Annotated in this window: 25 protein-coding genes; 9 read left to right on the top strand and 16 right to left on the bottom strand. The window is 41.3% G+C overall.

Features of this window, described 5'->3' with window-relative positions; genetic code table 11:
- Nucleotides 1-307 precede the first annotated feature (307 nt).
- Nucleotides 308-1,516, top strand: a complete 1,209-nt coding sequence (locus AAEU28_RS08665) for an HD-GYP domain-containing protein (RefSeq protein WP_421963749.1) — start codon at nt 308-310, stop codon at nt 1,514-1,516.
- Between the two features lie 113 nt (nt 1,517-1,629).
- Here AAEU28_RS08665 and AAEU28_RS08660 read toward each other — a convergent pair whose 3' ends face one another.
- Nucleotides 1,630-2,730, bottom strand: coding sequence for a general secretion pathway protein GspB (locus AAEU28_RS08660; RefSeq protein WP_421963748.1), 1,101 nt, complete (start codon nt 2,728-2,730; stop codon nt 1,630-1,632).
- 11 nt (nt 2,731-2,741) lie between these two features.
- Nucleotides 2,742-3,662 carry an ExeA family protein gene (locus AAEU28_RS08655; protein ID WP_421963747.1) on the bottom strand — a complete coding sequence of 307 codons (921 nt, stop codon included), beginning with the start codon at nt 3,660-3,662 and terminating at the stop codon, nt 2,742-2,744.
- A 100-nt stretch (nt 3,663-3,762) separates the two neighbouring features.
- Between AAEU28_RS08655 and AAEU28_RS08650 the strand changes: the two genes are divergently transcribed.
- Both AAEU28_RS08650 and AAEU28_RS08645 read left to right on the top strand, forming a co-directional pair.
- Nucleotides 3,763-4,881: a tRNA nucleotidyltransferase gene (locus AAEU28_RS08650; protein ID WP_421963746.1), complete on the top strand. Its 1,119-nt coding sequence runs from the start codon at nt 3,763-3,765 to the stop codon at nt 4,879-4,881.
- A 450-nt stretch (nt 4,882-5,331) separates the two neighbouring features.
- The gene (locus AAEU28_RS08645; RefSeq protein ID WP_421963745.1) at nt 5,332-8,235 is read left to right on the top strand and encodes a TonB-dependent receptor plug domain-containing protein; all 2,904 of its coding nucleotides are present in this window, start codon (nt 5,332-5,334) and stop codon (nt 8,233-8,235) included.
- A gap of 319 nt (nt 8,236-8,554) precedes the next feature.
- Here AAEU28_RS08645 and AAEU28_RS08640 read toward each other — a convergent pair whose 3' ends face one another.
- The 3 genes from AAEU28_RS08640 to folB are packed head-to-tail and all read right to left on the bottom strand — an operon-like array spanning nt 8,555 to nt 10,202.
- Nucleotides 8,555-9,361, bottom strand: a complete 807-nt coding sequence (locus tag AAEU28_RS08640; RefSeq protein ID WP_138559467.1) for an undecaprenyl-diphosphate phosphatase — start codon at nt 9,359-9,361, stop codon at nt 8,555-8,557.
- A 3-nt stretch (nt 9,362-9,364) separates the two neighbouring features.
- Entirely contained in the window at nt 9,365-9,844 is a 480-nt protein-coding gene (gene folK / locus AAEU28_RS08635; protein WP_421963744.1) for a 2-amino-4-hydroxy-6-hydroxymethyldihydropteridine diphosphokinase, read from the bottom strand.
- A gap of 1 nt (nt 9,845) precedes the next feature.
- Entirely contained in the window at nt 9,846-10,202 is a 357-nt protein-coding gene (gene folB, locus AAEU28_RS08630) for a dihydroneopterin aldolase (RefSeq protein WP_421963743.1), read from the bottom strand.
- A gap of 112 nt (nt 10,203-10,314) precedes the next feature.
- Here folB and plsY point away from each other — a divergent pair, with 112 nt between their 5' ends.
- Nucleotides 10,315-10,902, top strand: coding sequence for a glycerol-3-phosphate 1-O-acyltransferase PlsY (plsY, locus tag AAEU28_RS08625; RefSeq protein WP_421963742.1), 588 nt, complete (start codon nt 10,315-10,317; stop codon nt 10,900-10,902).
- A 9-nt stretch (nt 10,903-10,911) separates the two neighbouring features.
- On the opposite strand, the gene tsaD is transcribed toward plsY, so the two are convergent.
- Genes tsaD through AAEU28_RS08610 form a run of 3 tightly spaced genes read right to left on the bottom strand, consistent with a single transcriptional unit; the run spans nt 10,912 to nt 12,861 of the window.
- Nucleotides 10,912-11,925 (bottom strand): tRNA (adenosine(37)-N6)-threonylcarbamoyltransferase complex transferase subunit TsaD, encoded by a 1,014-nt coding sequence (gene tsaD, locus AAEU28_RS08620; protein WP_421963864.1) that lies wholly within the window; start codon nt 11,923-11,925, stop codon nt 10,912-10,914.
- Nucleotides 11,926-11,954: 29 nt separating this feature from the next.
- Nucleotides 11,955-12,545, bottom strand: a complete 591-nt coding sequence (locus AAEU28_RS08615; protein ID WP_421963741.1) for a YjaG family protein — start codon at nt 12,543-12,545, stop codon at nt 11,955-11,957.
- The gene (locus AAEU28_RS08610) at nt 12,538-12,861 is read right to left on the bottom strand and encodes a DUF2007 domain-containing protein (protein WP_421963740.1); all 324 of its coding nucleotides are present in this window, start codon (nt 12,859-12,861) and stop codon (nt 12,538-12,540) included. Before AAEU28_RS08610 ends, AAEU28_RS08615 begins: the two co-directional genes overlap by 8 nt.
- Before the next feature lie 37 nt (nt 12,862-12,898).
- Here AAEU28_RS08610 and AAEU28_RS08605 point away from each other — a divergent pair, with 37 nt between their 5' ends.
- The 3 genes from AAEU28_RS08605 to AAEU28_RS08595 all read left to right on the top strand — a co-directional run bounded on the left by AAEU28_RS08605 (nt 12,899) and on the right by AAEU28_RS08595 (nt 15,884).
- The gene (locus AAEU28_RS08605; RefSeq protein ID WP_138484149.1) at nt 12,899-13,294 is read left to right on the top strand and encodes a DUF2721 domain-containing protein; all 396 of its coding nucleotides are present in this window, start codon (nt 12,899-12,901) and stop codon (nt 13,292-13,294) included.
- A gap of 57 nt (nt 13,295-13,351) precedes the next feature.
- Nucleotides 13,352-14,881, top strand: coding sequence for a DUF3369 domain-containing protein (locus AAEU28_RS08600; protein WP_421963739.1), 1,530 nt, complete (start codon nt 13,352-13,354; stop codon nt 14,879-14,881).
- 109 nt (nt 14,882-14,990) lie between these two features.
- Nucleotides 14,991-15,884 carry a LysR family transcriptional regulator gene (locus tag AAEU28_RS08595; RefSeq protein WP_421963738.1) on the top strand — a complete coding sequence of 298 codons (894 nt, stop codon included), beginning with the start codon at nt 14,991-14,993 and terminating at the stop codon, nt 15,882-15,884.
- Between the two features lie 59 nt (nt 15,885-15,943).
- Here the strand turns inward: AAEU28_RS08595 and ubiA are convergent, their stop codons facing one another.
- Together ubiA and AAEU28_RS08585 are read right to left on the bottom strand one after the other, a co-directional pair.
- The gene (gene ubiA, locus AAEU28_RS08590) at nt 15,944-16,813 is read right to left on the bottom strand and encodes a 4-hydroxybenzoate octaprenyltransferase (protein ID WP_421963737.1); all 870 of its coding nucleotides are present in this window, start codon (nt 16,811-16,813) and stop codon (nt 15,944-15,946) included.
- Entirely contained in the window at nt 16,803-17,327 is a 525-nt protein-coding gene (locus AAEU28_RS08585) for a chorismate--pyruvate lyase family protein (protein WP_421963736.1), read from the bottom strand. The genes ubiA and AAEU28_RS08585 overlap by 11 nt, the downstream gene beginning before the upstream one ends.
- Before the next feature lie 240 nt (nt 17,328-17,567).
- Between AAEU28_RS08585 and AAEU28_RS08580 the strand changes: the two genes are divergently transcribed.
- Nucleotides 17,568-17,957 (top strand): flagellar basal body-associated protein FliL, encoded by a 390-nt coding sequence (locus AAEU28_RS08580; protein WP_405127328.1) that lies wholly within the window; start codon nt 17,568-17,570, stop codon nt 17,955-17,957.
- On the opposite strand, the gene glpG is transcribed toward AAEU28_RS08580, so the two are convergent.
- The 6 genes from glpG to AAEU28_RS08550 form a co-directional block, all read right to left on the bottom strand.
- Nucleotides 17,954-18,775: a rhomboid family intramembrane serine protease GlpG gene (gene glpG, locus AAEU28_RS08575; protein ID WP_421963735.1), complete on the bottom strand. Its 822-nt coding sequence runs from the start codon at nt 18,773-18,775 to the stop codon at nt 17,954-17,956. The two genes, AAEU28_RS08580 and glpG, sit on opposite strands and share 4 nt — an antisense overlap.
- Nucleotides 18,772-19,089: a thiosulfate sulfurtransferase GlpE gene (gene glpE / locus AAEU28_RS08570; protein WP_138484160.1), complete on the bottom strand. Its 318-nt coding sequence runs from the start codon at nt 19,087-19,089 to the stop codon at nt 18,772-18,774. Before glpE ends, glpG begins: the two co-directional genes overlap by 4 nt.
- Nucleotides 19,090-19,152: 63 nt before the next feature.
- Nucleotides 19,153-20,178, bottom strand: coding sequence for an L-threonine 3-dehydrogenase (gene tdh / locus AAEU28_RS08565; RefSeq protein WP_058028994.1), 1,026 nt, complete (start codon nt 20,176-20,178; stop codon nt 19,153-19,155).
- Nucleotides 20,179-20,268: 90 nt separating this feature from the next.
- Entirely contained in the window at nt 20,269-21,465 is a 1,197-nt protein-coding gene (locus AAEU28_RS08560) for a glycine C-acetyltransferase (RefSeq protein WP_058028993.1), read from the bottom strand.
- Nucleotides 21,466-21,628: 163 nt separating this feature from the next.
- Nucleotides 21,629-22,183: a D-glycero-beta-D-manno-heptose 1,7-bisphosphate 7-phosphatase gene (gmhB, locus tag AAEU28_RS08555; RefSeq protein ID WP_421963734.1), complete on the bottom strand. Its 555-nt coding sequence runs from the start codon at nt 22,181-22,183 to the stop codon at nt 21,629-21,631.
- Between the two features lie 40 nt (nt 22,184-22,223).
- Nucleotides 22,224-23,276 (bottom strand): glycosyltransferase family 9 protein, encoded by a 1,053-nt coding sequence (locus AAEU28_RS08550; RefSeq protein WP_421963733.1) that lies wholly within the window; start codon nt 23,274-23,276, stop codon nt 22,224-22,226.
- A 145-nt stretch (nt 23,277-23,421) separates the two neighbouring features.
- Between AAEU28_RS08550 and AAEU28_RS08545 the strand changes: the two genes are divergently transcribed.
- Nucleotides 23,422-24,144, top strand: a complete 723-nt coding sequence (locus AAEU28_RS08545; RefSeq protein WP_421963732.1) for a 3-deoxy-D-manno-octulosonic acid kinase — start codon at nt 23,422-23,424, stop codon at nt 24,142-24,144.
- The last annotated feature ends 22 nt before the right edge of the window (nt 24,145-24,166 follow it).

Genomic DNA, 24,166 nt, shown 5'->3' with positions numbered 1-24,166 from the left:
TTATTCGTTAGCTTTAAAAAGCCTGTACTTTTAATCGAGTACAGGCTTTTTTATTTTTTATGAATTATACCAATTGCATTAAATTGATGACCAATTATTGGTATAGATAAACGGTTACCGGAAATGGTCAAATAACGAGGAAAAAATTACGGTATATAGTTATTCTATATGAGAAATTTTTGAAGAAGTTAGTGGACTATTTAGCTAGCTAGAATGTTCAGTTAATTAATAAAATTGGTATTCCTCAACTGTTTTTTTAACTATCTTTTGCTAGGCTTAAATGACTGGCACTAAAAAAGAAAGTACTGTGAAGAGCATAAGCATCGAAGAGTTACAACCCGGCATGTTTGTTGTAAGCGTGTTAGAACAAACTGGCAGTGTGCAAGTCAAGACACAAGGCTGGGTTAAGACACAAACTAGTATCGACAAACTCGCTTCTGCGGGTATTTTAAGAGTTGAAGTTGATCCAGATAAAATGCTCGACTTGAGCAATAATAAACATGGTATTACTGCGCCAGACTCTGATATTCAAAATGCGCCTGAGCAAGAAAAAGACCCTTGGCATAAATCTACTGCTATTAGCGCTGAAATAAATCAGGCAATGAAACTCGTTGAAGAAGCCAAGTCACTTCAAGCCAAAGCCTTTGCAGATTTAAAAGCGGGTAACCCCATTGATGTTGACGCTTTTAAAGAGGTAGCAACGAGCTTTATAGATTCAATTTTCCGCAATCAAGATGCCCTATCTTGCATTGCCATGATCAAACAAAAAGACGCTTATCTACTCGAGCATTCTATTAATGTTGCCACACTCATTACTATTTTTGCCAAGCATTTACGTTTAGATAGAGAAATTATCGAAGAGCTCGCTACCGGCGCTTTACTCCATGATATTGGTAAAATAAAAGTCGATGATGCAGTCCTCAACAAGCCAGGTAAACTGAGTGACAGCGAATTCGATCAAATGAAACAACATGCCCAATTCAGTTATGAGATAGTCACTGAAGCTGGCTTATCTAAAATAAGCTGCGAAGTTGCAGGCTTTCACCATGAACGACTTGACGGTTCAGGCTACCCGCAAGGTTTAAGTAATGGTGAAATATCAGACTATGTCAGAATGGCCTCTATTGTTGATGTATTTGATGCATTAACGGCTGAACGGGTCTATAAAAAAGCGCTTACACCAATTCAAGCTTTTAAAATGCTAAGAGAAAGCAGCCCACATCACTTTGACGAAAAGCTCCTAAATGAATTCATAAACTGTATTGGGGTATACCCTGTTGGCTCTTTGGTAAAGTTGAAGTCTCAAAAAGTAGGCATGGTTGCAAGCTCAAATCCAGAACAACCCTTAAAGCCCATTGTTAAAGTATTTTACAGTGCTAAATCAATGTATCACATCGCTGTCGAAGACATAGATTTGGCAGAAAAACGCTGTACGGATGAATTAGAAGCTGCAATAAAACCTGAAGAGTTTGGCTTAGATCTAATTAAGTTTTTCAAGCACTCAGTTTTACCCTAAGGTGCTTTCAATAAATTCCCCTCAGCTCGTTCTAATAAGTGCAGCCATAAAAAAGCCTTAATAACATGATGTATTTAGGCTTTAATTTATATCAAAATGACGATCAAGGGTTATTAATAAGGCTGCCAATCTTGCATGGCTTTTACTGCAAAGTCATACCCTTGGAATCTAAAAATACTCGCCTCTGGCGCAATTTCCAGTAACCTCATACCATTAATTTTGTCACCCTCGTACAGTTCAACGCCATTGATTTTTATCCAACGCTTGTGCTCTGAGGTGGCATAAATATGAGCTTGATACGTCAACTTTCCTATTGCAGCTTGTGTTTTTGCCGGTAGAAATTCAATAGATAAGCGCTCTTTTTCTGGCGCAGTTTCAGCGGGCTCTGCCTCTGTGAAGTCTTTATCTGCCGTTTCTGCAACCGCAAGCTCAAATGCCGCTTTTAACCTTTCCGCTGATTCATCTGTTACTTCTTTAGCTGTGTTTTCTGGTGTTTGGTTTTCTGTATTGCTCTGAGCGAGGGAGTTATTTAACAACTCTGTTTGTATCTCAGGCTCGGACTCTAGTGGTTTTCCTAATACGCGATACTGGCTTAGATCTTCTTGCGATGGTGTCGTTTGTGAATTAGCACCTACTTGGCTATTCAACTGCGGATCATCCAGTGGTTTACCTAATACACGATACTGGCTTAAGTCTTCTTCCCGTTGTTTTGGTATAACGGTATTGCTCACAACAGAAGGCTCGGCTAGCTCAGTATTGACCTGAGCAACAGCCGACAGTGGTACCAATTGCTGTTTAAAAATAGGCGCCCCCTGCTCGTTTACCCCAACTTGCACTGACATCCATTGATATTGTTCACCGGATTGAACAGCCCCTTGATTATTTTGGTTTTCATCAGTCGGCTTCGCCTGAGTTGGCTGCGAGCGCGATACATTGTCTAGTTGCTTTATTTCTTGCTGCGCTACTGTTTCGGTTGTTCCTTCAGCTTGCTCTTGCTGATTTTGTAGGGTCGCAATTGATTGAGATTGACTCTGAAGGTATTGGCCGCTGTAAAAACCAGCCAATGCAAAAGTGACACTCAAACCAACACCCGCAAGACCAATCGATAGCTTTCTATAGAAAGCCAATTGTTTTGTTTGTTGATAGGCTAAGTGCGCGTGCTCAGTATTGTTTGCGGTTTGTGATTGTTTAAATGCGGCATCAATAATAGACATAATTGAACTTCTTAAAAAATATAAGCAGCAGCAAAGCCAACAATATAGCTTGCTACAATAAGAGACAAGACAGGCGCAAACTTCTTCAGCTTACTTTCAGAAGCTGGTTCACTATTTACGCTGACCATAGGTAGGGCTTCTTTTGCAGCCTGTTCAACCACAGCTTTATCTATGACTCTTTTCTGCGCAGAAAAAGCACCAAGCAAACATCGGTCTGCCAGCAGATTGATTAAGCGCGGTATCCCTTGAGTTCGTTTATAAATGTGAGCAACTGCCTCATGACTAAATAAAGCGGCATCACAGCCCGCGGTTTGCAGACGATGCTGAATATACGCAAACACTTGAGATTCTGTCAGTGCCAATAAATGATATCGAGAAGTAATACGCTGAGCTAATTGCCTAAGCTCATTGCGCTGTAATAGGGTTTGCAATTCAGGTTGACCAATCAGCGCTATTTGCACCAACTTTTTATCGTCTGTTTCAAGGTTGGTCAATAAACGCAGTTGTTCAAGCACACTCGGTGATAAATGCTGTGCTTCATCAATCACAAGTAAAGTGTGGCCGCCCGATTTATAATTCTCTGTGAATCGCGCTTTTAAGGCGTCGGTTAAGCTTTTAAGAGTCGCAGTTTCAGGATCATACGATATTGATAATTCATCACAGATACTTGCTAGTAGCTCTAGCTCAGAAAGCGCAGGGTTTAATACAAAAGCTACTTCGGTATTTTCAGGCAATGATTTCAGCATTGAACGCGTAATGGTGGTTTTACCTGTCCCAACTTCACCCGTCAGTAATACAAACCCACCTGTGTCACCCAGTCCATAATTTAAGTGTAACAGCGCCTCTTTGTGGCGCTCACTCATATATAAATACTCAGGATTAGGCGCAATTGAGAACGGCTTCTCTTTTAACCCAAAATAGCTTAAATACACGATAAAACTCTTTATTGTTATGATAGGCCCTATAATGGCAAAAAAGTGCGCAAGATAAAACCTTGAAACCAAGTGCACCCGTTGAAACATTGGAATACACATGAAAGTTTATTTAGTTGGAGGCGCTGTTCGTGACGCGCTTTTAAGTTACCCAGTTGTAGAACACGATTATGTCGTCGTCGGTAGCACCCCTGATGAAATGCAGTCTTTAGGCTACAAACAAGTTGGGAAAGACTTCCCTGTATTTTTACATCCGAAAAGTAAAGACGAATACGCCCTCGCTCGTAAAGAACGTAAAAACGGACAAGGTTATACCGGCTTTATATGTGACTTCGACCCAACAGTCACGTTAGAAGAAGACTTATATCGCCGTGATTTAACTATCAACGCTATTGCACAAGATGAAAATGGGCAGCTGATTGACCCTTATAACGGCAAAGCAGATATAAAAAGCCGCTTACTTAGGCATATCGGCCCTGCTTTTAGTGAAGACCCACTTCGCGTTTTACGCGTTGCCCGATTTGCAGCCCGTTATCAGCATTTAGACTTTACCATTGCGCCTGAAACGCTTTTGCTTATGAAAGATATGGTTGCCAGTGGTGAACTTAAAACATTAACCAAGGAGCGGATCTGGTTAGAGATAGAAAAATGTCTAAAAACCAACACTCTTCATTTATTCTTAGAGGTAATAAATGACATTAATGCTTTAGCTGATGTCCTTCCTATTTTACCAAGCTGGTCCAAATTAGAAACCCAAAAAATAACAAGAGCTAATCATTGTGTGACCACACAAGAAGTAGCAATTGAACCTGACACACTGCAAGTTTGTCACTTTTGTTTATGTCTAGAAGCTTGCACATCAGATGAGCTTAAACATATAGAACAAACGTTAAAGATCCCCAGCATCTTTGCAAACAGCTTGAGAGACTTTAAGTTATTAAATAACTTTTTAAATGAAAAAAATTTTAGCCCTGAAAATATTTTAGCGTTCTTTAACCTCATAGATCTTTGGCGTCGCCCTGAACGCTTTAACTTGTTACTAGAGATACTAAAATATGTACAGTGTCAGCAGGATATTACACAAACGCTACAAAGTTGTGCGATGGCATCTCAAGCGGTTACTGCACAACAGGTCATTGCATTGGGATATCAAGGTGCAGCGATTAAACTTGGATTACAAACAGCTCGAATTGCTGCAATAGAAAAAACACTCAGTTAACAGCTCGCTCTTTTTGCATACATTTAGAGGTGCATTTTTATTCGCCACCTCTAAAGTTCCCGCTATTTTTTATTTTTACTCTTAAGTGCTCATTATTGAAACAGCTCAATTAACATTAATAAGAACAACAAAGTTACATTTTCGAACACTAAAAAAGCAATAGCTTTAACGAAAGTTTGCACACACTAACAAAGAGTTAAAACACATATTAACAACCCCCCTCAACAAGAGCACCGTGTAAATTTAAGATTACAACAAAACCAGCCACAACCCCCTGTAATTGAAGAATAAAAACAATTAAAACCCAAAATAAAAACACAATTCACAAAAAGGGAACATTTAGCACAAACAAGGCAAGGAGTTAAGTAACAATTACTTATGCTAAAAACAGTACCTGACCTATGGCACATGCAACGCATGTGAGATTCAAAACAAATAGAGAAAGGTTATATGTTGAAGAAGTTAAACCTATTAACAGCAAGCATTCAGGCTGCTGTACTAGCAGGTACTGCAGCAGGTACTGTTGCGGTAGCAAATACAGATACTGAAGCGCAAAAAGTAGAGCGCATTCAGGTTACTGGTTCTAAAATTAAGCGTTTTAACCTAACGTCTCCAACTCCGGTTACTGTGATCGGCGGTGTTGAACTAGAAAACCAAGGTATTACTAATGTAAACGACCTACTTGAAGAAATGCCTCAAGCGACAGTTGGTCTTTCTCCTGAAACAACAACTAACTATATTTATGCTTCAGGCCTTAATACAACTGACCTTCGTGGTTTAGGTTCAGAGCGTACTTTAGTGCTTGTTAATGGTCGTCGTTTCGTACCAGGCTCTGTAGGTGACACTGCTGTTGACTTAAACAACATCCCTACGTCAATGATTGAGCGTATTGAAATTGCAACTGGTGGTGCTGCCGCTGTTTATGGTGCGGATGCTGTTGCTGGTGTTGTAAACATCATTACTAAAAAGTCTATGGACGGTATCGAAGTTGATGTTTCAACAGTTCGTCCTGAGCAAAGCGGTGGTGAGTCAAACTACTTCTCAATCACAGGTGGTATGGAAGCAGATAAGTTATCTTTCATCGCATCTGTAAACTACACAGAAAACGAAAGCTACTCAAAGCTTAGCCGTGATTTCTTCGCAAATCCAGTAAACTCATATGGCAACCCAGCAAACGCAAGCGGTGACGACAATGTTCCTGGTCGCGTTATTCTTGGTCAGCCAACTGCGCTTGCGTATTACTCTGAAGGTGGTGATTTCTTCACTAAAAACGCTTTCTCTACAGATGGTTACTTAAACCACCATTACACGTTTGATGAGAATGGTAACATCCGTGCATTCGACAATGGCCTAGGTATGATCCCAAATCCGGGTGTTGGCCGTGATGCAAACCGTTACTTCACTGATGCAAACAACATGGGTGATGGTATCTTTAGCGATGGTTATAAGTCTTACTTCCAAACGCCGCTTGAGCGTGTAATTGCATCAGCTTACGGTACTTACCAGCTAGATGACGAGCATGCATTAACGTTTGACTTCACTTACTCAAACACAGATGCAACAACTGAAAGCTCACCTGCTTTCTTCCGTCACACGATTCGTCGCGACAACGCATTCATCAAAGATGATATGGCGAAACTAATGGACGACAATGAGCTTACATCTGTAACGCTTCGTCAAGCAAACGAGCACCTTTGGGGTGACCGTATGTACAACCAAGAGCGTGAAGTATTCCGTACTTCTTTTGGCGCTGAAGGTTACTTAACTGATGACTGGGGTTACAGCACATACGTTCAATATGGACGTATCGAACAAGATACGCTTTGGACAGGTGAAGTATTAACACAAAACCTTGCAAACGCGATTGATGCTGTAGAGTATAACGGTCAAATCGTATGTGCTGATCGCGATGCCGAAGGCAATGTGGTTGGTGCAATTGAAGGTTGTACACCTTTCAATCCAATGGGCGCTACATCTGCAACAGCAGCTCAGCAAGATTACATCGCAACGACGGCAACTCGTTTTGCTAAGCACGACCAAGTAGTATTTGCATTAACTGTTGATGGTTCTTTATATGAACTACCGGCAGGTTATGTAGCTGCAGCATTCACAGCGGAACACCGTCGTGAATCAGCAACAACGGCTCCATCTGAAAACATGAAAAAAGGCTTAATCTTTGGTAACTCTAGCCTTCCTATGGACGGTGAAATTGAAGTTGACGAACTATCAGCTGAAATTTCAATCCCACTTCTTGAAGATGCTTTCCTAGCGACAGATCTAACACTAGAAACTGCATTCCGTTACATGGATTACTCTGTTACTGGTTCTGATAACGCGTGGAAGCTAGCGCTTAACTGGGGTGTTACAGACGACCTACGTGTTCGTTTAAACCGTTCTAAATCAGTACGTGCGCCAAACCTAGGTGATTTATTCACACCGAACTCAAAAACGTTTAGCTCAGGTCGTGCGGACGTATGTCGTGCTGACTCAATTGCAAGTTCTGGTAGCAAGTACAAAGACAATGTTATCAAGAACTGTCAAGCAGATGGCCTAGCTGCAGGTTGGATGCCAACTGATGAATGGATCGGTGGCGGTAGTCTACCTGGTTACATTCAGGGTAACCAAAACCTTGAGAATGAAGTGTCAAATGACTACACAGTTGGTGTGATTTACACGCCTTCATTCGTAGACGGTTTAGACTTCACTGTGGACTACTGGTCATTTGAAGTTGATGGCGCGATTGAATACTTCGGTCGTAACAGTGTTGCTCTATGTTATGAGTCATCTTCTTTAGATAACCCATTCTGTGGTAACTTTGAGCGTGACGAGAAGACGGGTAATATCACTCACTTCTACACACGTCCAATCAATGCAGCACAAATCACGAAGAAAGGCATGGACTTCGAGTCAGCTTACCGTACAGACGTATTCAATGGTAGCCTATCTCTTAAGCTAACAGCAACGTACCTAATTGATGACAACCAAAACTCAACTGGTCGTGAAGAAGACTTCCGTAACTACGTTGGTGAAACTGCATCTCCACGCTGGAAAGGTCGTTTAAGTGCTGTTTACTCGCAAGATGATTCATCTTACGTGTTAACGGCAAACTACCGTCATTCAACTGTAAATGACAACGACTGGACTGTAGAAGACAACAACTATAACGATATCCCGTCTTACACGACATTTGATTTCATGTACAAGACGTATCTAATGGATGAGTTACAGTTACGTGTAGGTATTAACAACCTATTAGACCGTGAACCACCACGTAACCCGTTCACTTATGATGATGGTGAATTCTTTGACGTAAAAGGTCGCCGTCTATCAATCGGTGCTAAATACACTTTCTAATCTAGTTAGAAGTTAGTATTTCAAAACGCCTCTTCGGAGGCGTTTTTTATTGCCTCAAACTGACTGACACTTGATCATGATAATTTTAAAGCCAGGCTATTATTACTTGAGCTAATGAAAATTGGGATTAGCCGTCTCTCGTCTCTCGTCTCTCGTCTCTCGTCTCTCGTCTCTCGTCTCTCGTCTCTCGTCTCTCGTCTCTCGTCTCTCGTCTCTCGTCTCTCGTCTCTCAAGAGATTATTTACTATTTTGTTTTAGACATAAAAAAACAGCGCCGAAGCGCTGTCATTATAGTCATGCTAAAAAACTTAAATAACGTTTACCACATTAAGAAAGCAAATAGCCCTAGACCTAAAAGCAAACGGTAAACGACAAACGGGAACATGCCCATTTTCTCAATCACTTTTAAGAAAAAGTAAATACACGCGTAAGCCGCAATAAACGATAACACCGCACCTAAAATAATCGCGTTCCAATCAATCAGTTCATCGCCTGTCGATAGCTTATAGATATAGTATGAACCCGCTGCAGCAATAACGGGAATAGACATCAAGAAAGAGAAACGTGCTGCACTTTGCTTATTCAAGCCAAGTAATAGACCCGTTGTCATTGTTATACCTGAGCGCGATGTGCCCGGGAATAACATAGCAACCACTTGCGACAAACCAATCAATAGCGCCATTACCCAGTTAATTTGATAAATGGTTTTGATTTGTTTCGCTTTTGCATCGGCATACCAAAGTAATAAGCCAAATACGATGGTCGTTGTGGCTATGATCCACGCATTACGAGAATATACTTCTACGAAATCTTTTAATAAGTAACCAATAATCAATGACGGTAAGGTTGCCAAAATGATCCACCAGCCAAGCTGGCTGTCATCCGTTTTTTTGCCTTGTGCACCAAATGAGTTAAACCAAGCAGTTAAAATATCAACAACTTCTTTTCTAAAATAGATAATCACCGCTAATAATGTACCAACGTGAACAGCGACATCAAAGGCCGTGCCTTGATCTTGCCAGCCCAATACTTGTGACGGCAGAATTAAATGTGCTGAACTCGAAATAGGCAAAAACTCTGTCAGACCTTGTACTAGGGCCAACACAATAATTTCAATAATGCTCATGGTTTAGAACTCCACTTTCCATAGCTTTTGGTTTAGGTTGTTATAATTTTGCCAAAGTTCACCTATGGTTTGCTTGGCTACTGGGTGATAAAAATGCGGTGCTAATTCAGCCAATGGCTGTAATACAAACGCATTCTTGGTAATTTCATCACGAGGCAATTGTGCAGGTGAGTCGCAAATTACATCATCATAAAACAGTAGGTCGAGATCGAGCGTACGTGGGCTAAACTTTTTATCTGACGGTGTTCGGCCATTATCTCTTTCGATCTGCTTGAGCAAAGCACACACCTGCTCAAGCGGCATATCTGTTTGTGCTACAAAGACTGAATTAAAAAAGTTATTGCCATTAAAACCAACTGCTTCACTTTCAAAAACACTAGAATGCTGATACTCAGGAAATTGCGAAATTAGGGCATTTAGGCCCGCACGTAGATGTTTTTCTCTGTCTACGTTGGAGCCTAAGCTAATAAAAATCTGCGCCATATTAGATGTCTTTAACTCGAGTGATCTCAACACCAACGGTTTGCGCTGCAGGCACTGCTGCGGGCTTACTCACCTTAATCGTCACTTGTGTGACCTTGTATTTCTCTAAAATCAATGCTGCGAGTTGCTCAACTAAGGTTTCAAGTAATTCAACTGGTTTGGCTGTGGTATGCGAAATTATATCTTCGCTAACTTTTGCATAATCGACTGCTAAGTTAATGTCATCACTGTGCGCTGCAGCTCGAATATCAGTCAGCATTTCCACATCAAAGTACAAACTTTGTTTACTTTCTTTCTCAAAATCGTACACGCCAATAATGGTTTCAACATGTAGCTGAGAAATATAGACCTTATCCATTCACGCCCCACTTTGGTATTTTGTCTGTGACAAATAGATTAGTAACTTATATAGTTACATTCGAATCGGGAAATGATAGCCGAAATACGCTGAAGACAAAATAAGGAAACCTGTGTTAATTACGTTAATCTGCATATGTGCCTATTTAATTGGCTCTGTATCGTCTGCAGTGCTCGTGTGTCAGCTATTCAAGTTACCCGACCCTCGTTTCTCTGGCTCAAATAACCCAGGTGCAACCAATGTGCTGCGTTTAGGCGGAAAACTTCCTGCTGCTTTAGTTCTTACCTTCGACATCTTGAAAGGCACAATACCGGTTTGGGGCGCATACTTTTTAGGTGTAGAGCCAAACTGGTTAGGCGCGATAGCTGTCGCAGCTTGCCTTGGTCACATCTATCCGGTTTTCTTTCATTTTAATGGGGGAAAAGCCGTTGCTACTGCATTTGGCGCTTTATTACCTATTGGGCTAAGTTTAGGAGGACTGTTGATTGCAACGTGGGCCATTGTGGTTTGGCTTACTCGATATTCATCGCTAGGCGCGATTGTTACCGTTGCTTTAGCTCCGCTTTATACGTGGTTAATTAAACCGCTTTATACTGTGCCGGTCAGCTTTTTAACTGTGCTGATTATTTTTCGCCATCGCGCCAATATAAAAAGGCTCCTTCAAGGGAAAGAGCCTAAAATAGGTAAAAAGAAGACTTAGATATAAAGTCTACAACGGTGGTAAACTTTCAATCGGCCAACGCGGCTGAGTTTTCATGTCTAACGTTGCGTATTGCTTAGCTTTTAATCTCTGCATACCTGCAAAAGCAATCATCGCGCCATTATCAGTACAGAACTCAGTACGAGGATAAAACACTTGCCCTTTCATACCTTGCATCATGCGCTCAAGCTTTTGGCGCAGTTCAGTGTTTGCACTCACACCACCGGCAATGACTAAACGTTTAATGCCCGTCTCTTTCAGGGCACGTTTACACTTAATCGCTAGTGTATCGATTACAGCAGTTTGGAATGCATGGGCAATATCAGCTTTGGTTTGTTCGTCATCACCTTCGCTACGAATGGTGTTGGCTGCTGCCGTTTTTAAACCACTAAAACTAAAATCTAAGCCTGGTTTATCCGTCATCGGTCTCGGAAAAGTAAAACGTCCGGGCGCCCCCTGCTCGGCCATTTTTGCCAGTAGCGGGCCGCCAGGATAGTCTAAACCTAATAATTTAGCAGTTTTATCAAATGCTTCACCTGCGGCATCATCAACTGACTCACCTAGCACTTCATATTCACCTATGCCTGCCACTTTCACCATCATGGTATGGCCGCCAGAGACAAGTAGAGCAACAAATGGAAACTCTGGTTGCTCGTCTTCAAGCATAGGCGCTAATAAATGGCCTTCCATATGATGCACCGCTACAGCAGGCTTATCCCATGCAAATGCCAAAGAGCGACCAATTGAAGTACCTACCAATAAAGCACCAACCAAGCCTGGACCCGCAGTATAAGCAACACCATCGATGTCTTCTGGGCCACAACCGGCTTCTTTAAAAGCTTCATCTATCAGTGGAATGGTTTTGCGGACATGATCTCGAGAAGCCAGCTCTGGCACAACACCACCGTAGTCAGCATGCACTTTTACTTGGCTGTAAAGCTTATGAGCTAGTAAACCCTGTTCATCATCGTAAATTGCAATTCCCGTCTCGTCACAAGATGATTCAATGCCTAAAATGCGCATCAATAATTCTCCAGTTTTTAATCTTTACGCTAAATTGCAATGCCGATATTAGTTTGCCCATCAGCAACAGCCTGTTGTTTAAGCGCTTTCACACTGTCACTGCTGATACGACCCATGTTCTCTACGAATTCAATTAGCTCACTTAACACGTCAATTTCATACTGCATGTAAGGGTGCTCACGAACCAGTTTGTTTTCAGGTTCTAGCCCTTCGCTTTCGATCAATAGCTCGACATAACGCGCAACCGTTGCTTGCGAAATTTTCGCAACGCTCACAAACTCATGCTCATCTTTGGCCATAAGACCATGAATTAAGCCAAGTAATGCCGTCGCAGCATCAATCGCTGGATACGTACCAAACATCGGATAATCGTTTAACTCTGGTACATTCGGTTCAATTTTCTCAACTTGTTTCTCTAAGCTGATCTTACTTTTTGGTAATAGGATTTTTTCCCAACACACATTTAACGCACTGCGCAACGTACTGGCGTCACCAAATTCTGTGGCCTCGCAAAATAATTCGTAATTAGGCAGCATACGTTCTAGCACTGCTGCAGCCAGCACGGCCTTTTGTAAATAATTTAACTCTCTAATTCGCTGAAAGTTATTCGCTTTACTCATAGTCTTTTCCACATTGCCAGCATGCTTGAAACGCTGGCCCGTTAAATTCGTCACACTGTAGACATTGCCATTCAGTGTCTTTTTCTTGATGTTGGTAGTTTACCAATAATTCCTGCGCTTGGCGCAATTTTATCTTGTAAACCCACACAGAAACTTTTGCCTGATCAAGCGGGATTTCTCCAAGTGCCCCTTGTAAGGCCTCCCCTTTTAGTAATACATCTATATTTGCTTGCTCTAATAACCCTTTCACCAAATGGGCTTCAATCACATTATCTGAGGTAAAAACTTCACACCACTGCCAAGAATTATCTGTCATAATAAACTTTGAAAAGACCTAAAACATTAAGAATGCAATGACACTTACAACACCTGCACTGTTATTTCCTGCCATCTCGTTATTACTATTAGCTTATACCAATCGGTTTTTAGTGCTAGCGCAATTAATTAGAGAGCTCAACGCGCGAGAAGGAAAGACCAATCGACCTGTCGTTTTGGCACAAATAGATAATTTAAAAAAGCGCATAAAGTTAATTCGTGCTATGCAGGTTTGGGGCGTTTTCTCTTTTTTACTCTGTACACTCTCTATGTTTAGTTTGTTTATTGAGCAACAATTACCTGGCATTATCTTATTCGGTGTGAGTTTGTGTTGTTTGACTTTATCTTTGATTATTTCACTCTATGAAATACATATTTCTTGTGATGCCATTGAAATAGAATTGCAAAATATAGAAAAAAAGCCCACCGATTAAGCAAGCTCGACTTTTCCTGTCTATACTCACACTGAGCGAGTATAGCTAGGGTAAAGTGTGAATAATTTCCTATTTTCAGACGAAAATTTAAATCAAGAACACGAAGCAACCAGTAATAATGAAGATTATTGGGACATACTTGTTGTTGATGATGAAGAAGATATTCATCAAGTAACTAAGCTAGTGTTATCAGGCTTTGAGTTTGAAGATAAAGCACTGAGGTTTCATCACGCCTATTCTGCAAAAGAAGCGATGGATTTATTAAACCAACAAGAAAATATATCCGTTGGCTTGATTGATGTTGTTATGGAAAGCAATCATGCAGGTTTAGACCTGATAAAATACATCCGCCAAGATATCGGTAATCATGACATCCGCCTCATATTAAGAACTGGTCAACCAGGAGAAGCACCTGAAGAAGCAGTGATCCGTGATTACGATATCAATGATTACAAAAACAAAACCGAGTTAACCGCGGTTAAGCTAAAGACCCTGCTTTACTCTGCACTTCGTTCCCACCGCGACATTCAAACAATCGGTAAGCATAAGGCAGGACTTGAGCGAATTATTGATGCTTCGGGATCATTTTTAAGGTGCAATAGCGTCCGAGAGTTCGCCTCAACAATTCTTTCCCATGTTTCAGACGTTATGGGGATCTCTTCAAGTGATATCTACTGTGCTGCGGCTGTAAACAGCCAAGATGCACAAGCTGAACATTTCAGGTTGCTCGCCGCATCGGGCGAAGGAGTTGAACCAAATACAGAGGCGATCCCACACAATGTGAAACAGCTGTTTATGGAAACCCATAACAAAAAGCACTCGCATCAAACAGAGTTTGAATACATTGGTTATTTTCCTTCACAAGAAGGCAGCGAGACCATGCTATATGTCAGCAAAGATTCAGCATTGCAACAGACTGACAGACAATTACTGGCCTTTTTTGCCAATAATATTGCGATGGCCTATGACAATATTCGATTGAGAGAAACTGTCAGAGAATCTCAAAAAGAGCTGTCTTATATTCTTGGTGAAGCGGTAGAGAAACGCTCTAAAGAAACAGGTTCACACGTCAAGCGCGTTGCCAATTACAGTCACCTACTTGCCAAGCTATATGGTTTAAATGAATACCAATCTGAAATCATTAAGCTAGCATCACCCTTACATGACATCGGAAAAATAAGTATTCCCGACAGTATTTTAAATAAACCCGGGAAACTCGATGACAAAGAATGGGAGATTATGCAGACACATGCAAAAGTAGGGTACGAGATCCTCCATAATTCAAGTAATGAAATTCTCAAATGCGGTGCAATAATTGCCTACCATCATCATGAAAAATGGGATGGCAGTGGTTACCCACAAGGCTTGGAAGGTGAGCAAATAGACATTGTCGGCCGCATTACTGCACTGGCTGATGTATTTGATGCTTTAGGCAGCGATCGATGCTATAAACCAGCTTGGCCTTTAGAAAAAGTTATTTCACTGATACAATCGGAAAAAGGTAAACATTTTGACCCCAAACTCGTTGATTTATTTATAAATAACCTAAATGAGTTTATTTTTATTAGAGATAGCTACCCTGACTAGCTGTTTGTAATTTTAATGTAAAAAAGTATTTCACCCTTATTGCATTTTGTATTACTATTGGGTAAATACACAGTTCTAAAAGAACCGTTGAAATTAAAAGGAATTTCAAATGAGATTTGAACAACTTGAGCAATTTGTTGCTCTAGGCAATTTAAGACATTTTCGCCAAGCCGCTGAACAGACGAATATAAGTACTTCAGCCCTCACCCGTAGCATCCAAACTCTTGAAGATGAGATTGGTTGTGAGTTAGTAAAACGTTCTACACGCTCCGTTCGTCTTACTGAACAAGGTGAGCTTTTCCTCACGTACTGCAAAGCAACACTAAACGAGCTTGAAAATGCCAAAAAGAACATAAAACAGAGTTTATTTGGAAATGATCAAGATAAACTGGTTATTGGCTATACACAACAAATGAGCAGTGTTGTGCCCGTTGTTTGTGGGCAATTTTTAGCACACCATCCAAGCGTTAAAGTTGAAATGCAAATGCTCGACGAAACCGAGCTAACGAACAAGCTTCAGCTTGGAGAAATCGATATCAGTGTATGTATGCACTCCTCTGAATTAGCAAGCTCAGATATCTATATTCCTGATCAACTCATCATGTTTGTTGCGAGAAACCACCCTCTGCTTCAAAAAGACTCAGTCACTAGACAAGACCTAATGAGTTACCCTATGTTTGGCTGCCTTTCTCAGTCAAGACAAGTACAGCACATGGTCAACGAAACAGCTGATAGCTTTAATAAAGTGACGTCGATGCGAGTTGGCAACATCAATGAAGTGCTTAGCAATATAAAAAATAGCGATTTATTTGCCATTGCTGGTATTGAACATTCTAAGCTAGTTGCTCAAGACCCTGAGGTTGTTTTGATCAAAACAAATAAAGATCTTCCGACCGAGCAAGTTTTAGTTAGAACAAACCACACACTCAGTGAAGACGCTAACATTAAAGAGCTAGTTAGTTTGATTGAGAAGTTTGAACAAAGACAGACTATGAATGTTTAAGCTGTATTCAGAAAGAAAAACCTGCGTTAAGCAGGTTTTTTTATGTCTAGAGTTTTGCTCTACCAAAAAGAAAGCGCCAAACCCAAAAATATCAACAACCCAACATAGTGATTATTTAAAAACGCTTTAAAGCAGTTTTCTCTGTTTCTACCGTGGATCAGTTTTTGTTGATAAGCAAGCAAACAAGCAGCAAATGCGAGACCCAAATAAGCCCATAGCGTCGGTTCAATGGCTTGGTAGATGAAGAACATTATTACTAAAAATATGATGTTCAATACCGCAATGATATGTCTGTCAAACTGACCAAATAACACAGCCGTCGACTTCACACCTAGCTTTAAGTCATCGTCCCTATCGACCATGGCATACATAGTGTCATACGCCACAGTCCAAATTAAATTTGCTGCAAATAGCCACCATGCAATTATTGGAACTTGTTGCTGCGAGGCCATAAATGCCATTGGGATCGCCCAACTAAAAGCGGCGCCAAGCACAACTTGAGGTAAATTTGTATAACGCTTCATAAACGGATAGCAAGCAGCCAGTGCAAGTGCTCCAAACGACAACGCGATAGTTTGCCAATTCAACGCCAATACCAAAGAAAACGCAACAACGATCAATAATGCAAACAGACTTAACGCTTCTCCCGCTAAAACTTTTCCTGTAGCAAGCGGACGGTTAGCTGTACGCTTTACCGAACCATCAATCTTTCTATCTGCAAAGTCATTAATGACGCACCCAGCGCTGCGCATCAAAAACACACCCAGCGAAAACACAAGTAAAAGATCCCAGCTCGGCAGCCCATCATTTGCTAACCATAACGCCCAGTAAGTAGGCCACAACAACAATAAGGTGCCAATTGGTTTATCGGTGCGCATTAATTGCTTATAGGCATTAAAATTTTGCCATTTTAGGGCTTCAAGCTGCATCTAATACCTCAGGTAAAAATACTTCACACACCATCACATGGGCCTCAGATTGTGAAAAGATACGTCTTCTGGCAAAAATTGGCATACGGGTAATTTCGTTCCTATTCAACAATTGAGCTAGCTCTTCACGAGACTCTACTTCAGCCATCTCTAATTCGGAACGCTGCCAGCGCTCATTTTGAAACAATACCTCGCCTAACGGGGTTTCTCCTAGCTGTTCTACACCTTTTTCACAGGCAGGAATGGAGATCCAGCTCTGAGCATAAACTTGAACAACCTCATCGCAATATAATAAAACTTCACGACAAATATAATCATGGACTGTATCTCCCCATAATTTTGCTGAAATTGGCTGTTCGTTCAAAACAACCACTTTGAAATCAGCACTTTTTTGCTTTAAACGTGCAGTGAGAGAGCCTGTGTCACTTAACACAGGCTTTAAAGCAGCGGGTACAGAAAGCTCAGAGAGTGAACTTTGCCATGAAAAATCGATAGAAAGAGGATGCTTTAACAAAATAATATCTAACCCAGATTACAACCTAGACATCATAACATTGCTCAGTTCGCCAACAAAGTTCAGTCTTTGCTTTTTATTACTTGGTGGAAAAAGAGTAACCCTTAGCTAAAATAATCGGCAAATTTTTAGTCACTTTCTATACTTGTAACACACTCAACAGAGTATAATTTTTTTTAAAATACAGTTACAATCGCTTTCAAAGACAGTTATATAACAGGAACTTCACCCACTATGAAAATGCTCTCAAGCCTATTTGCATTATTACTACTGACATTTAGTAGTACATCAGTTCGAGCAGAAGCAAATGTGGGTTACTTTGGTTTTGAACCTGATATCATCACCAACTACATTGGCCAATCTAATAAAAAGCTCGGTTATATTCGCGTCACCGTAGATTTAATGCTCAATGATGTGAAGAATATTGCTATTGTAGAGCACCATACGCCACTGCTTCGTGATGCAATAGTGCAAATCTTAAGTAAAGAGCCTGAAGAAACTATAAAGTCATTAACGGGTCGAGAAGAGATACGTCAGCGTTGTGCTGAGAAGTTAAAGAAACTACTTAAAGATGAAACCGGTGAAGAGATTATTCGCGAAGTATTATTTACTAAGTACCTTTACCACTAACCTCTTTTTGATTTTGGCAGTTGTAATGCAGCAATTGCCACTCCACTTAATAAGCCAAATAAGTGCGCCCAGTTCGCCATACTAATAAATAATACATCAGCGAACCCTAACACCATCCACACCAGCATAAAACCGACGACAGGTTTAGTAATTAGCTGCTTTTCTTCTGGCAATTTTGAGCTGTAGATCCACGCAAAACCAAGTAAGGCGTATACCACCCCACTTAATCCACCAAAGCGATTATCGACTAATAAATACTGCGCCCAATTACTCACTAATGCAGAAATAAAAAACAACAGGAATAAGCTCGAACTACCCGCTTGCTTAACTATTTTATTGCCTAAATACAACCACCAGCTCAGGTTAAAAATAAGATGTAATGCACCAAAATGAATAATAGCAGGGGTCAGCCATGATAATGGCTCACTGGGACTAAACAGTAATGTATTTAACCATGATTGCGGGTTTTGTACCAAGAAGAAGCTGGCAAAAACCGAGATACAAACAATAAACGTAAGCTTTAAAAACCAGTGAAGCCCGACAAAACGCTGCGCCAAATTTAAATCTTTACCTATGTAGTTAAACTTTACTTGGGTATCACCTGTTTGCCATGACGCCGCTAAATAGCGTTCATGATAGGGGTTAGTTAGAAATTCTTGCCACAGCAGCGCTGCACGCTCTGCATCATGCTCTGACACCCACACTTGTGCAGTGCGGTTGTCTAAATAGGTCAACTTAACCTTGATACCCTGACTTTTAAAATAGTCAGCTGCGCCTTGCAAGGCTCTAGGCTCTGAGTGTTGACCTAATAAAATCATTGGCTCACAGACTCTGGTTGCTCAAGCGCCCACTGCGTAAAACCACCGTCCATGCTATACACGTCTTCAAAGCCTTGTTCAATAAGATAATTAGCAGCACCTTGTGAACTCACTCCATGGTAACAAACCACCACGATTGGCTGCTCATAGTCTTTTTCAACCATAAATTGGCCGATGTTTGCATTTGATAAATGAATGGCGCCAGGTATGTGGCCAGCAGCAAATGCATTTGGATCACGAATATCGGCAATAACGACATCATCGCTTTGCATAAGCGCTTTTGTTTGCGCAACTGAAATATGTTTAAACGGCATAAATTACTTCTCAAAAAAAACAAAAAGGCGACATTTGCCGCCTTTGAAACAAATGTTATTTCATTAGTCCCAGTTTAAGATCACTTTACCTGATTGACCAGAGATCATGGTATCGAAACCAGTTTGGAACTCATCAATATGGAACTGGTGTGTGATGATAGGGTCAAGATTTAAACCAGACTGGATAAGGCTTGCCATCTTATACCAAGTTTCAAACATCTCACGACCATAAATACCTTTGATCACTAAACCTTTGAAAATAACTTGGTTCCAATCAACCGCCATATCTGATGGTGGAATACCCAACATGGCAATCTTACCACCGTGATTCATGTTGTTTAACATAGAGTTAAACGCCACTGGCACACCTGACATTTCAAGACCTATGTCAAAGCCTTCTGTCATGCCAAGCTCAGCCATCACATCTTCAAGCTTTTCTTCTGCCACGTTAACAGCACGTGTCGCGCCCATCTTACGCGCAAGCTCTAGACGGTATTCGTTCACATCAGTAATTACCACATGGCGTGCACCTACGTGCTTCGCCACAGCTGCAGCCATAATCCCAATTGGGCCAGCACCTGTGATCAATACATCTTCACCTACTAGATCGAATGACAGAGCTGTGTGTACTGCATTACCGAATGGGTCAAAGATTGAAGCTAGCTCATCAGAAATGTTATCAGGGATCTTAAATGCGTTATAAGCTGGAATAACTAGGTACTCAGCAAATGAGCCTTCTCGGTTTACCCCCACACCAATGGTGTTACGACATAAATGAACGCGACCTGCACGGCAGTTACGACAATGACCACAAGTAATGTGGCCTTCACCAGATACGCGATCGCCAAGCTCGAAGCCTCGAACTTCTTGACCCATGCCAACCACTTCACCTACGTATTCATGACCCACAACCATAGGGGTAGGAATGGTGTTTTGTGCCCACTCATCCCACTTATAGATATGAACGTCTGTACCACAAATCGCGGTTTTACGAATTTTGATTAATAAGTCATTGTGCCCAACCTCTGGTTTTGGTGCATCTGTCATCCAAATCCCAGGTTCAGCTTTTAATTTCGATAATGCTTTCATTGTTACGTCCCAAGCAAAAAACAATTCGCCAGATCATACTTATGATTTGGCGAATTTAAGTATTAATAAGCGTATTGCTATTTAATAAATTTAGATGATACCTAGCTCTTTACCAATACGGGTAAAGGCATCAATTGCTTTATCTAGCTGCGCTTTCGTATGCGCCGCTGAAATTTGCGTACGAATACGTGCTTGACCTTTTGGTACAACAGGGAATGAGAAACCTGTTACGTATATACCTTCAGCTAATAACTTGTCAGCCATAGCCGCAGCAACTTTCGCATCACCAAGCATTACAGGGATAATTGCGTGATCTTTACCTGCACAAGTGAAACCTGCAGCTTCCATGTTTTCACGGAAGTAAGCTGCATTTTCCCAAAGTTGATCACGTAGTGCTTTACCATCTTTAAGCATATCAAGTACAGCGATTGATGCTGTTACGATTGAAGGCGCTAAAGAGTTTGAGAATAAATAAGGACGAGAGCGCTGACGTAGCCAATCAATCACTTCTTTCTTACCAGACGTGTAACCACCTGACGCACCACCTAGTGCTTTACCTAAAGTACCTGTGATGATATCAACGCGGTCAATCACGTTGCAGTATTCGTGTGTACCACGGCCGTTTTCACCCACAAAGCCAACAGCATGAGAGTCATCAACCATCACAAGTGCATCGTACTTATCAGCTAAATCACATACAGCTTCTAAGTTACAGATAACGCCATCCATTGAGAACACGCCATCAGTCGCGATTAGTTTTGTTTTCGCACCCGCTTCAGTTGCGGCAATAAGTTGTTCTTCAAGTGCTGCCATGTCGTTGTTTGCGTAGCGGAAACGCTTCGCTTTACATAAACGCACACCATCAATGATTGACGCGTGGTTTAAGGCATCAGAGATGATTGCATCTTCTGGACCTAAAATTGTTTCGAATAAACCCGCATTTGCGTCAAAACAAGAAGAGTAAAGAATAGTATCTTCAGTTTGTAAGAACTCACTGACTTTTGCTTCTAGTGTTTTATGGATGTCTTGTGTACCACAAATAAAACGTACTGACGCTACACCAAAGCCATGGGCATCTAAGCCTGACTTAGCGGCTTCAATTAAGCTTGGGTGATTCGCTAAACCTAGGTAGTTGTTTGCACAGAAGTTAATTACTGAGTCACCACTTGCTACTGCAATTTCAGCCTGCTGAGAAGACGTGATAATACGCTCGCTTTTGTATAAGCCTTCTGCTTTTACCTGCTCAAGCTGCTCTTGTAGTTGACTATAAAATGCCGATGCTCTCATGTAGAGTCTCCAATAAATTGCACGGTGTGCCTGTTTTCACACAGTTTTTGTTGTCTGTTCATTGCGCCTAACTATCGCAATAATTTTAAACAGGCGTATTGTAAGGGCTACGCACTATAAATGCACGGAGCCATTGTTCAAAAATTGAGGCGAATGTAAACGTTTATGAGACAAATGCAACCGTTTCTTTAATAGAAACACAGACTTGATCTGCTTCTGCTGCATCTTGTTCTGAAAAAGCTTGTCCTGAATTGACTAAAATAGCCGTTTTCACGCCAGCTGCACGCGCGGCCTGAATATCTGATACTTTATCGCCGATCATGACGCTTTGTGACACATCAATATCAAATGTATCAATGCCCTGCTGCAACATGCCTGGGTTTGGCTTACGACAGTCGCAGTCTTGCAAATATTCAGGTAGCGCCTTTTTAGGATGGTGCGGACAAAAATACACCGCAGATATTGGGCATTGCTGCTCAGTAAATTGTGCTTTCATCCACTCAGTCAGCCGATTAAACTGCGCTTCATCGTAATAACCTCGGCCAATGCCCGATTGATTGGTCACCACAATTAAAATGTAGCCCTTAGCGATAAAATCACGACAAGCGTCGAATACCCCATCGATAAATTCAAAATCTTCAATTTTATGCACATAGGCATGATCGTGATTTATCACCCCATCTCTATCGAGGAAAACGGCTTTCTGTTTCGTTGTCATGATAATTACTTATTCGTTTAGTTTTAAGAATAAAAGGCTGTTAAATAAGGTGTTGCTCTTTGCAAACTCGGTCGAACATAGCTTGTACGTCTGCCACGCTAATTTGCGACATCAAGGTCTTGCCTTTAACACGCGTTCCCCAAGGTAATTGTTCGGCACTTTTCTTAAACTGAGCTTGAAGGTTTTTATGATATACCTCAACCACATAGTCTTGATAAAGATATGGGCCTGTGCGTGCAGGATTTGAATGAGCATATAAACCAATCACAGGCGTGCCCATGGTAACCGCCATGTGCGCAGGACCAGTATCAGGAGCAATGACCAATTTAGCTTGCTCTAATACACATACAAGTTGTTTCAAAGTGGTTTTGCCAACCAGGTTTAATACTTCAAAATCTAAGTAAGAGATAATGTCTTCCGCCAGTTGGCGCTCCATATCTGTAGGACCACCGGTGATCACCACATTAAAACCTTTTTGTTTTGCATATTTGGCAGTTTCGGCATAGCGCTCTGGCAACCAATTACGCTCCGCTTTACTCGCTGCAGGGGAGATAACTAAAACATTTTCAAGCCCAGATAGTAACTCTGCAGCAACGTTCTTATCGCTATCACTTACTGGCATTTGCCAAGTTGGCTCATAATGTGGCACACCAATGGCTTTAGCAAACCCTCTAAAACCCTCGAGTACGTGCGCTGATTTTTCTGCTGCAATGCGTTTATTGGTAAATAAGAAGTGCCCTTCTTTGGCACGGTGCCAATCAAAACCTACTTTTACCTTGGCAGGAATGCAACGAGCCGCAAGGTTGGCGCGAAGTGCCACTTGCATGTGCAGTAGCACATCAAACTGACGCCCTTTAAAGGTCTCTTTTAACTGTTTAAATGCCGCTTTGCCTTGTTTTTTATCGAAAATAACAAACTCAACTCCTGGCATATCTTGTAATAACATGGCTTCGATTTTGCCTACAACCCAAGTGATTTTCGCCTCAGGGTAATGACGCTGAATAGCCTGTACGGCCGACAAGGCATGACACACATCACCAATCGCCGACAAACGTAAAATACAAATATCTTTAGGAGTTGAAGATAAAACCACAACAGTCTCTTATGCTTGTAAAAATAGTTGGCAGCAGTTTAACTTAATTTATTATCTAGCCCAACTTGTTAAAGCAAACACCCACACATCTCGAATCCCGATCCCTTTTAAGTATATACTTAGCAAAAAACTGATTCAGAACTTTATGCGCGTCATTCATTCCTCTGCCAATACACATATTCTATTGCCCGATAACTCACCATTACCCGTTGAAGAAAACTGGTTCGAGCCTAGCTACTGGCAACAGCAAAACAAAGTCGTGGGTGAAAAAAAAGGCCGCGCTAAAACTTACTTTTTAAACTTAGGTGAGCAAATCGGTGTGTTGCGCCACTATTGGCGTGGCGGCTTAGTGGGTAAGGTTTTATCTGATCAATATCTATTTAGCCGATTAGAAAACACACGTACTTATCAAGAGTTTCAACTTCTGACACAACTAGAAGAATTAAGCTTGCCGGTATCCAAACCGATTGCTGCAAAAGTGCAGCGCAGTGGGCTTATTTACCGTGGAGATCTGATCACCGAAGCCATTACTGGCGCGCAAAGTGTACTCGACAAACTAAAACAGGCCCCTCTGACTGAGAGTGAGTGGCAAGCAACCGCAGAAACCTTAGCGCGCTTTCACAACGCGGGCGTGTTTCACGCTGACTTAAATATCAATAACATCCTGTTTGACGAGCATGGCAAGGTTTTTCTAATCGACTTTGATAGGGGTGAAATTCGCAAGCCCTCTCGACAAACGGTTGAAAATAATATGGCGCGTCTAAAACGTTCTTTTATAAAAGAGTTAAATCGAAATACTGAGTTTTATTGGCAAGAAAACGAGTGGGATGAGTTTTACGCGCTATATCGTTCATTTCTTACAATATAGTTAAATTTCCTGAAGCAAAAAA

Origin of the sequence: Pseudoalteromonas sp. SS15 (assembly GCF_049257195.1) — a bacterium.
Lineage (GTDB): Bacteria > Pseudomonadota > Gammaproteobacteria > Enterobacterales > Alteromonadaceae > Pseudoalteromonas.
Note: the sequence above shows the minus strand (reverse complement) of the source record. Positions and strands in the feature narration are given on the sequence as shown.

What these genes read in the sequence shown, in the direction of transcription:
- AAEU28_RS08660 (WP_421963748.1), bottom strand. Translation starts at nt 2,730, where the DNA reads ATGTCTATTATTGATGCCGCATTTAAACAATCACAAACCGCAAACAAT.
- AAEU28_RS08650 (WP_421963746.1), top strand. Translation starts at nt 3,763, where the DNA reads ATGAAAGTTTATTTAGTTGGAGGCGCTGTTCGTGACGCGCTTTTAAGT.
- AAEU28_RS08645 (WP_421963745.1), top strand. Translation starts at nt 5,332, where the DNA reads ATGTTGAAGAAGTTAAACCTATTAACAGCAAGCATTCAGGCTGCTGTA.
- AAEU28_RS08640 (WP_138559467.1), bottom strand. Translation starts at nt 9,361, where the DNA reads ATGAGCATTATTGAAATTATTGTGTTGGCCCTAGTACAAGGTCTGACA.
- folK (WP_421963744.1), bottom strand. Translation starts at nt 9,844, where the DNA reads ATGGCGCAGATTTTTATTAGCTTAGGCTCCAACGTAGACAGAGAAAAA.
- folB (WP_421963743.1), bottom strand. Translation starts at nt 10,202, where the DNA reads ATGGATAAGGTCTATATTTCTCAGCTACATGTTGAAACCATTATTGGC.
- tsaD (WP_421963864.1), bottom strand. Translation starts at nt 11,925, where the DNA reads ATGCGCATTTTAGGCATTGAATCATCTTGTGACGAGACGGGAATTGCA.
- AAEU28_RS08615 (WP_421963741.1), bottom strand. Translation starts at nt 12,545, where the DNA reads ATGAGTAAAGCGAATAACTTTCAGCGAATTAGAGAGTTAAATTATTTA.
- AAEU28_RS08610 (WP_421963740.1), bottom strand. Translation starts at nt 12,861, where the DNA reads ATGACAGATAATTCTTGGCAGTGGTGTGAAGTTTTTACCTCAGATAAT.
- AAEU28_RS08605 (WP_138484149.1), top strand. Translation starts at nt 12,899, where the DNA reads ATGACACTTACAACACCTGCACTGTTATTTCCTGCCATCTCGTTATTA.
- AAEU28_RS08595 (WP_421963738.1), top strand. Translation starts at nt 14,991, where the DNA reads ATGAGATTTGAACAACTTGAGCAATTTGTTGCTCTAGGCAATTTAAGA.
- ubiA (WP_421963737.1), bottom strand. Translation starts at nt 16,813, where the DNA reads ATGCAGCTTGAAGCCCTAAAATGGCAAAATTTTAATGCCTATAAGCAA.
- AAEU28_RS08580 (WP_405127328.1), top strand. Translation starts at nt 17,568, where the DNA reads ATGCTCTCAAGCCTATTTGCATTATTACTACTGACATTTAGTAGTACA.
- glpG (WP_421963735.1), bottom strand. Translation starts at nt 18,775, where the DNA reads ATGATTTTATTAGGTCAACACTCAGAGCCTAGAGCCTTGCAAGGCGCA.
- glpE (WP_138484160.1), bottom strand. Translation starts at nt 19,089, where the DNA reads ATGCCGTTTAAACATATTTCAGTTGCGCAAACAAAAGCGCTTATGCAA.
- tdh (WP_058028994.1), bottom strand. Translation starts at nt 20,178, where the DNA reads ATGAAAGCATTATCGAAATTAAAAGCTGAACCTGGGATTTGGATGACA.
- AAEU28_RS08560 (WP_058028993.1), bottom strand. Translation starts at nt 21,465, where the DNA reads ATGAGAGCATCGGCATTTTATAGTCAACTACAAGAGCAGCTTGAGCAG.
- gmhB (WP_421963734.1), bottom strand. Translation starts at nt 22,183, where the DNA reads ATGACAACGAAACAGAAAGCCGTTTTCCTCGATAGAGATGGGGTGATA.
- AAEU28_RS08545 (WP_421963732.1), top strand. Translation starts at nt 23,422, where the DNA reads ATGCGCGTCATTCATTCCTCTGCCAATACACATATTCTATTGCCCGAT.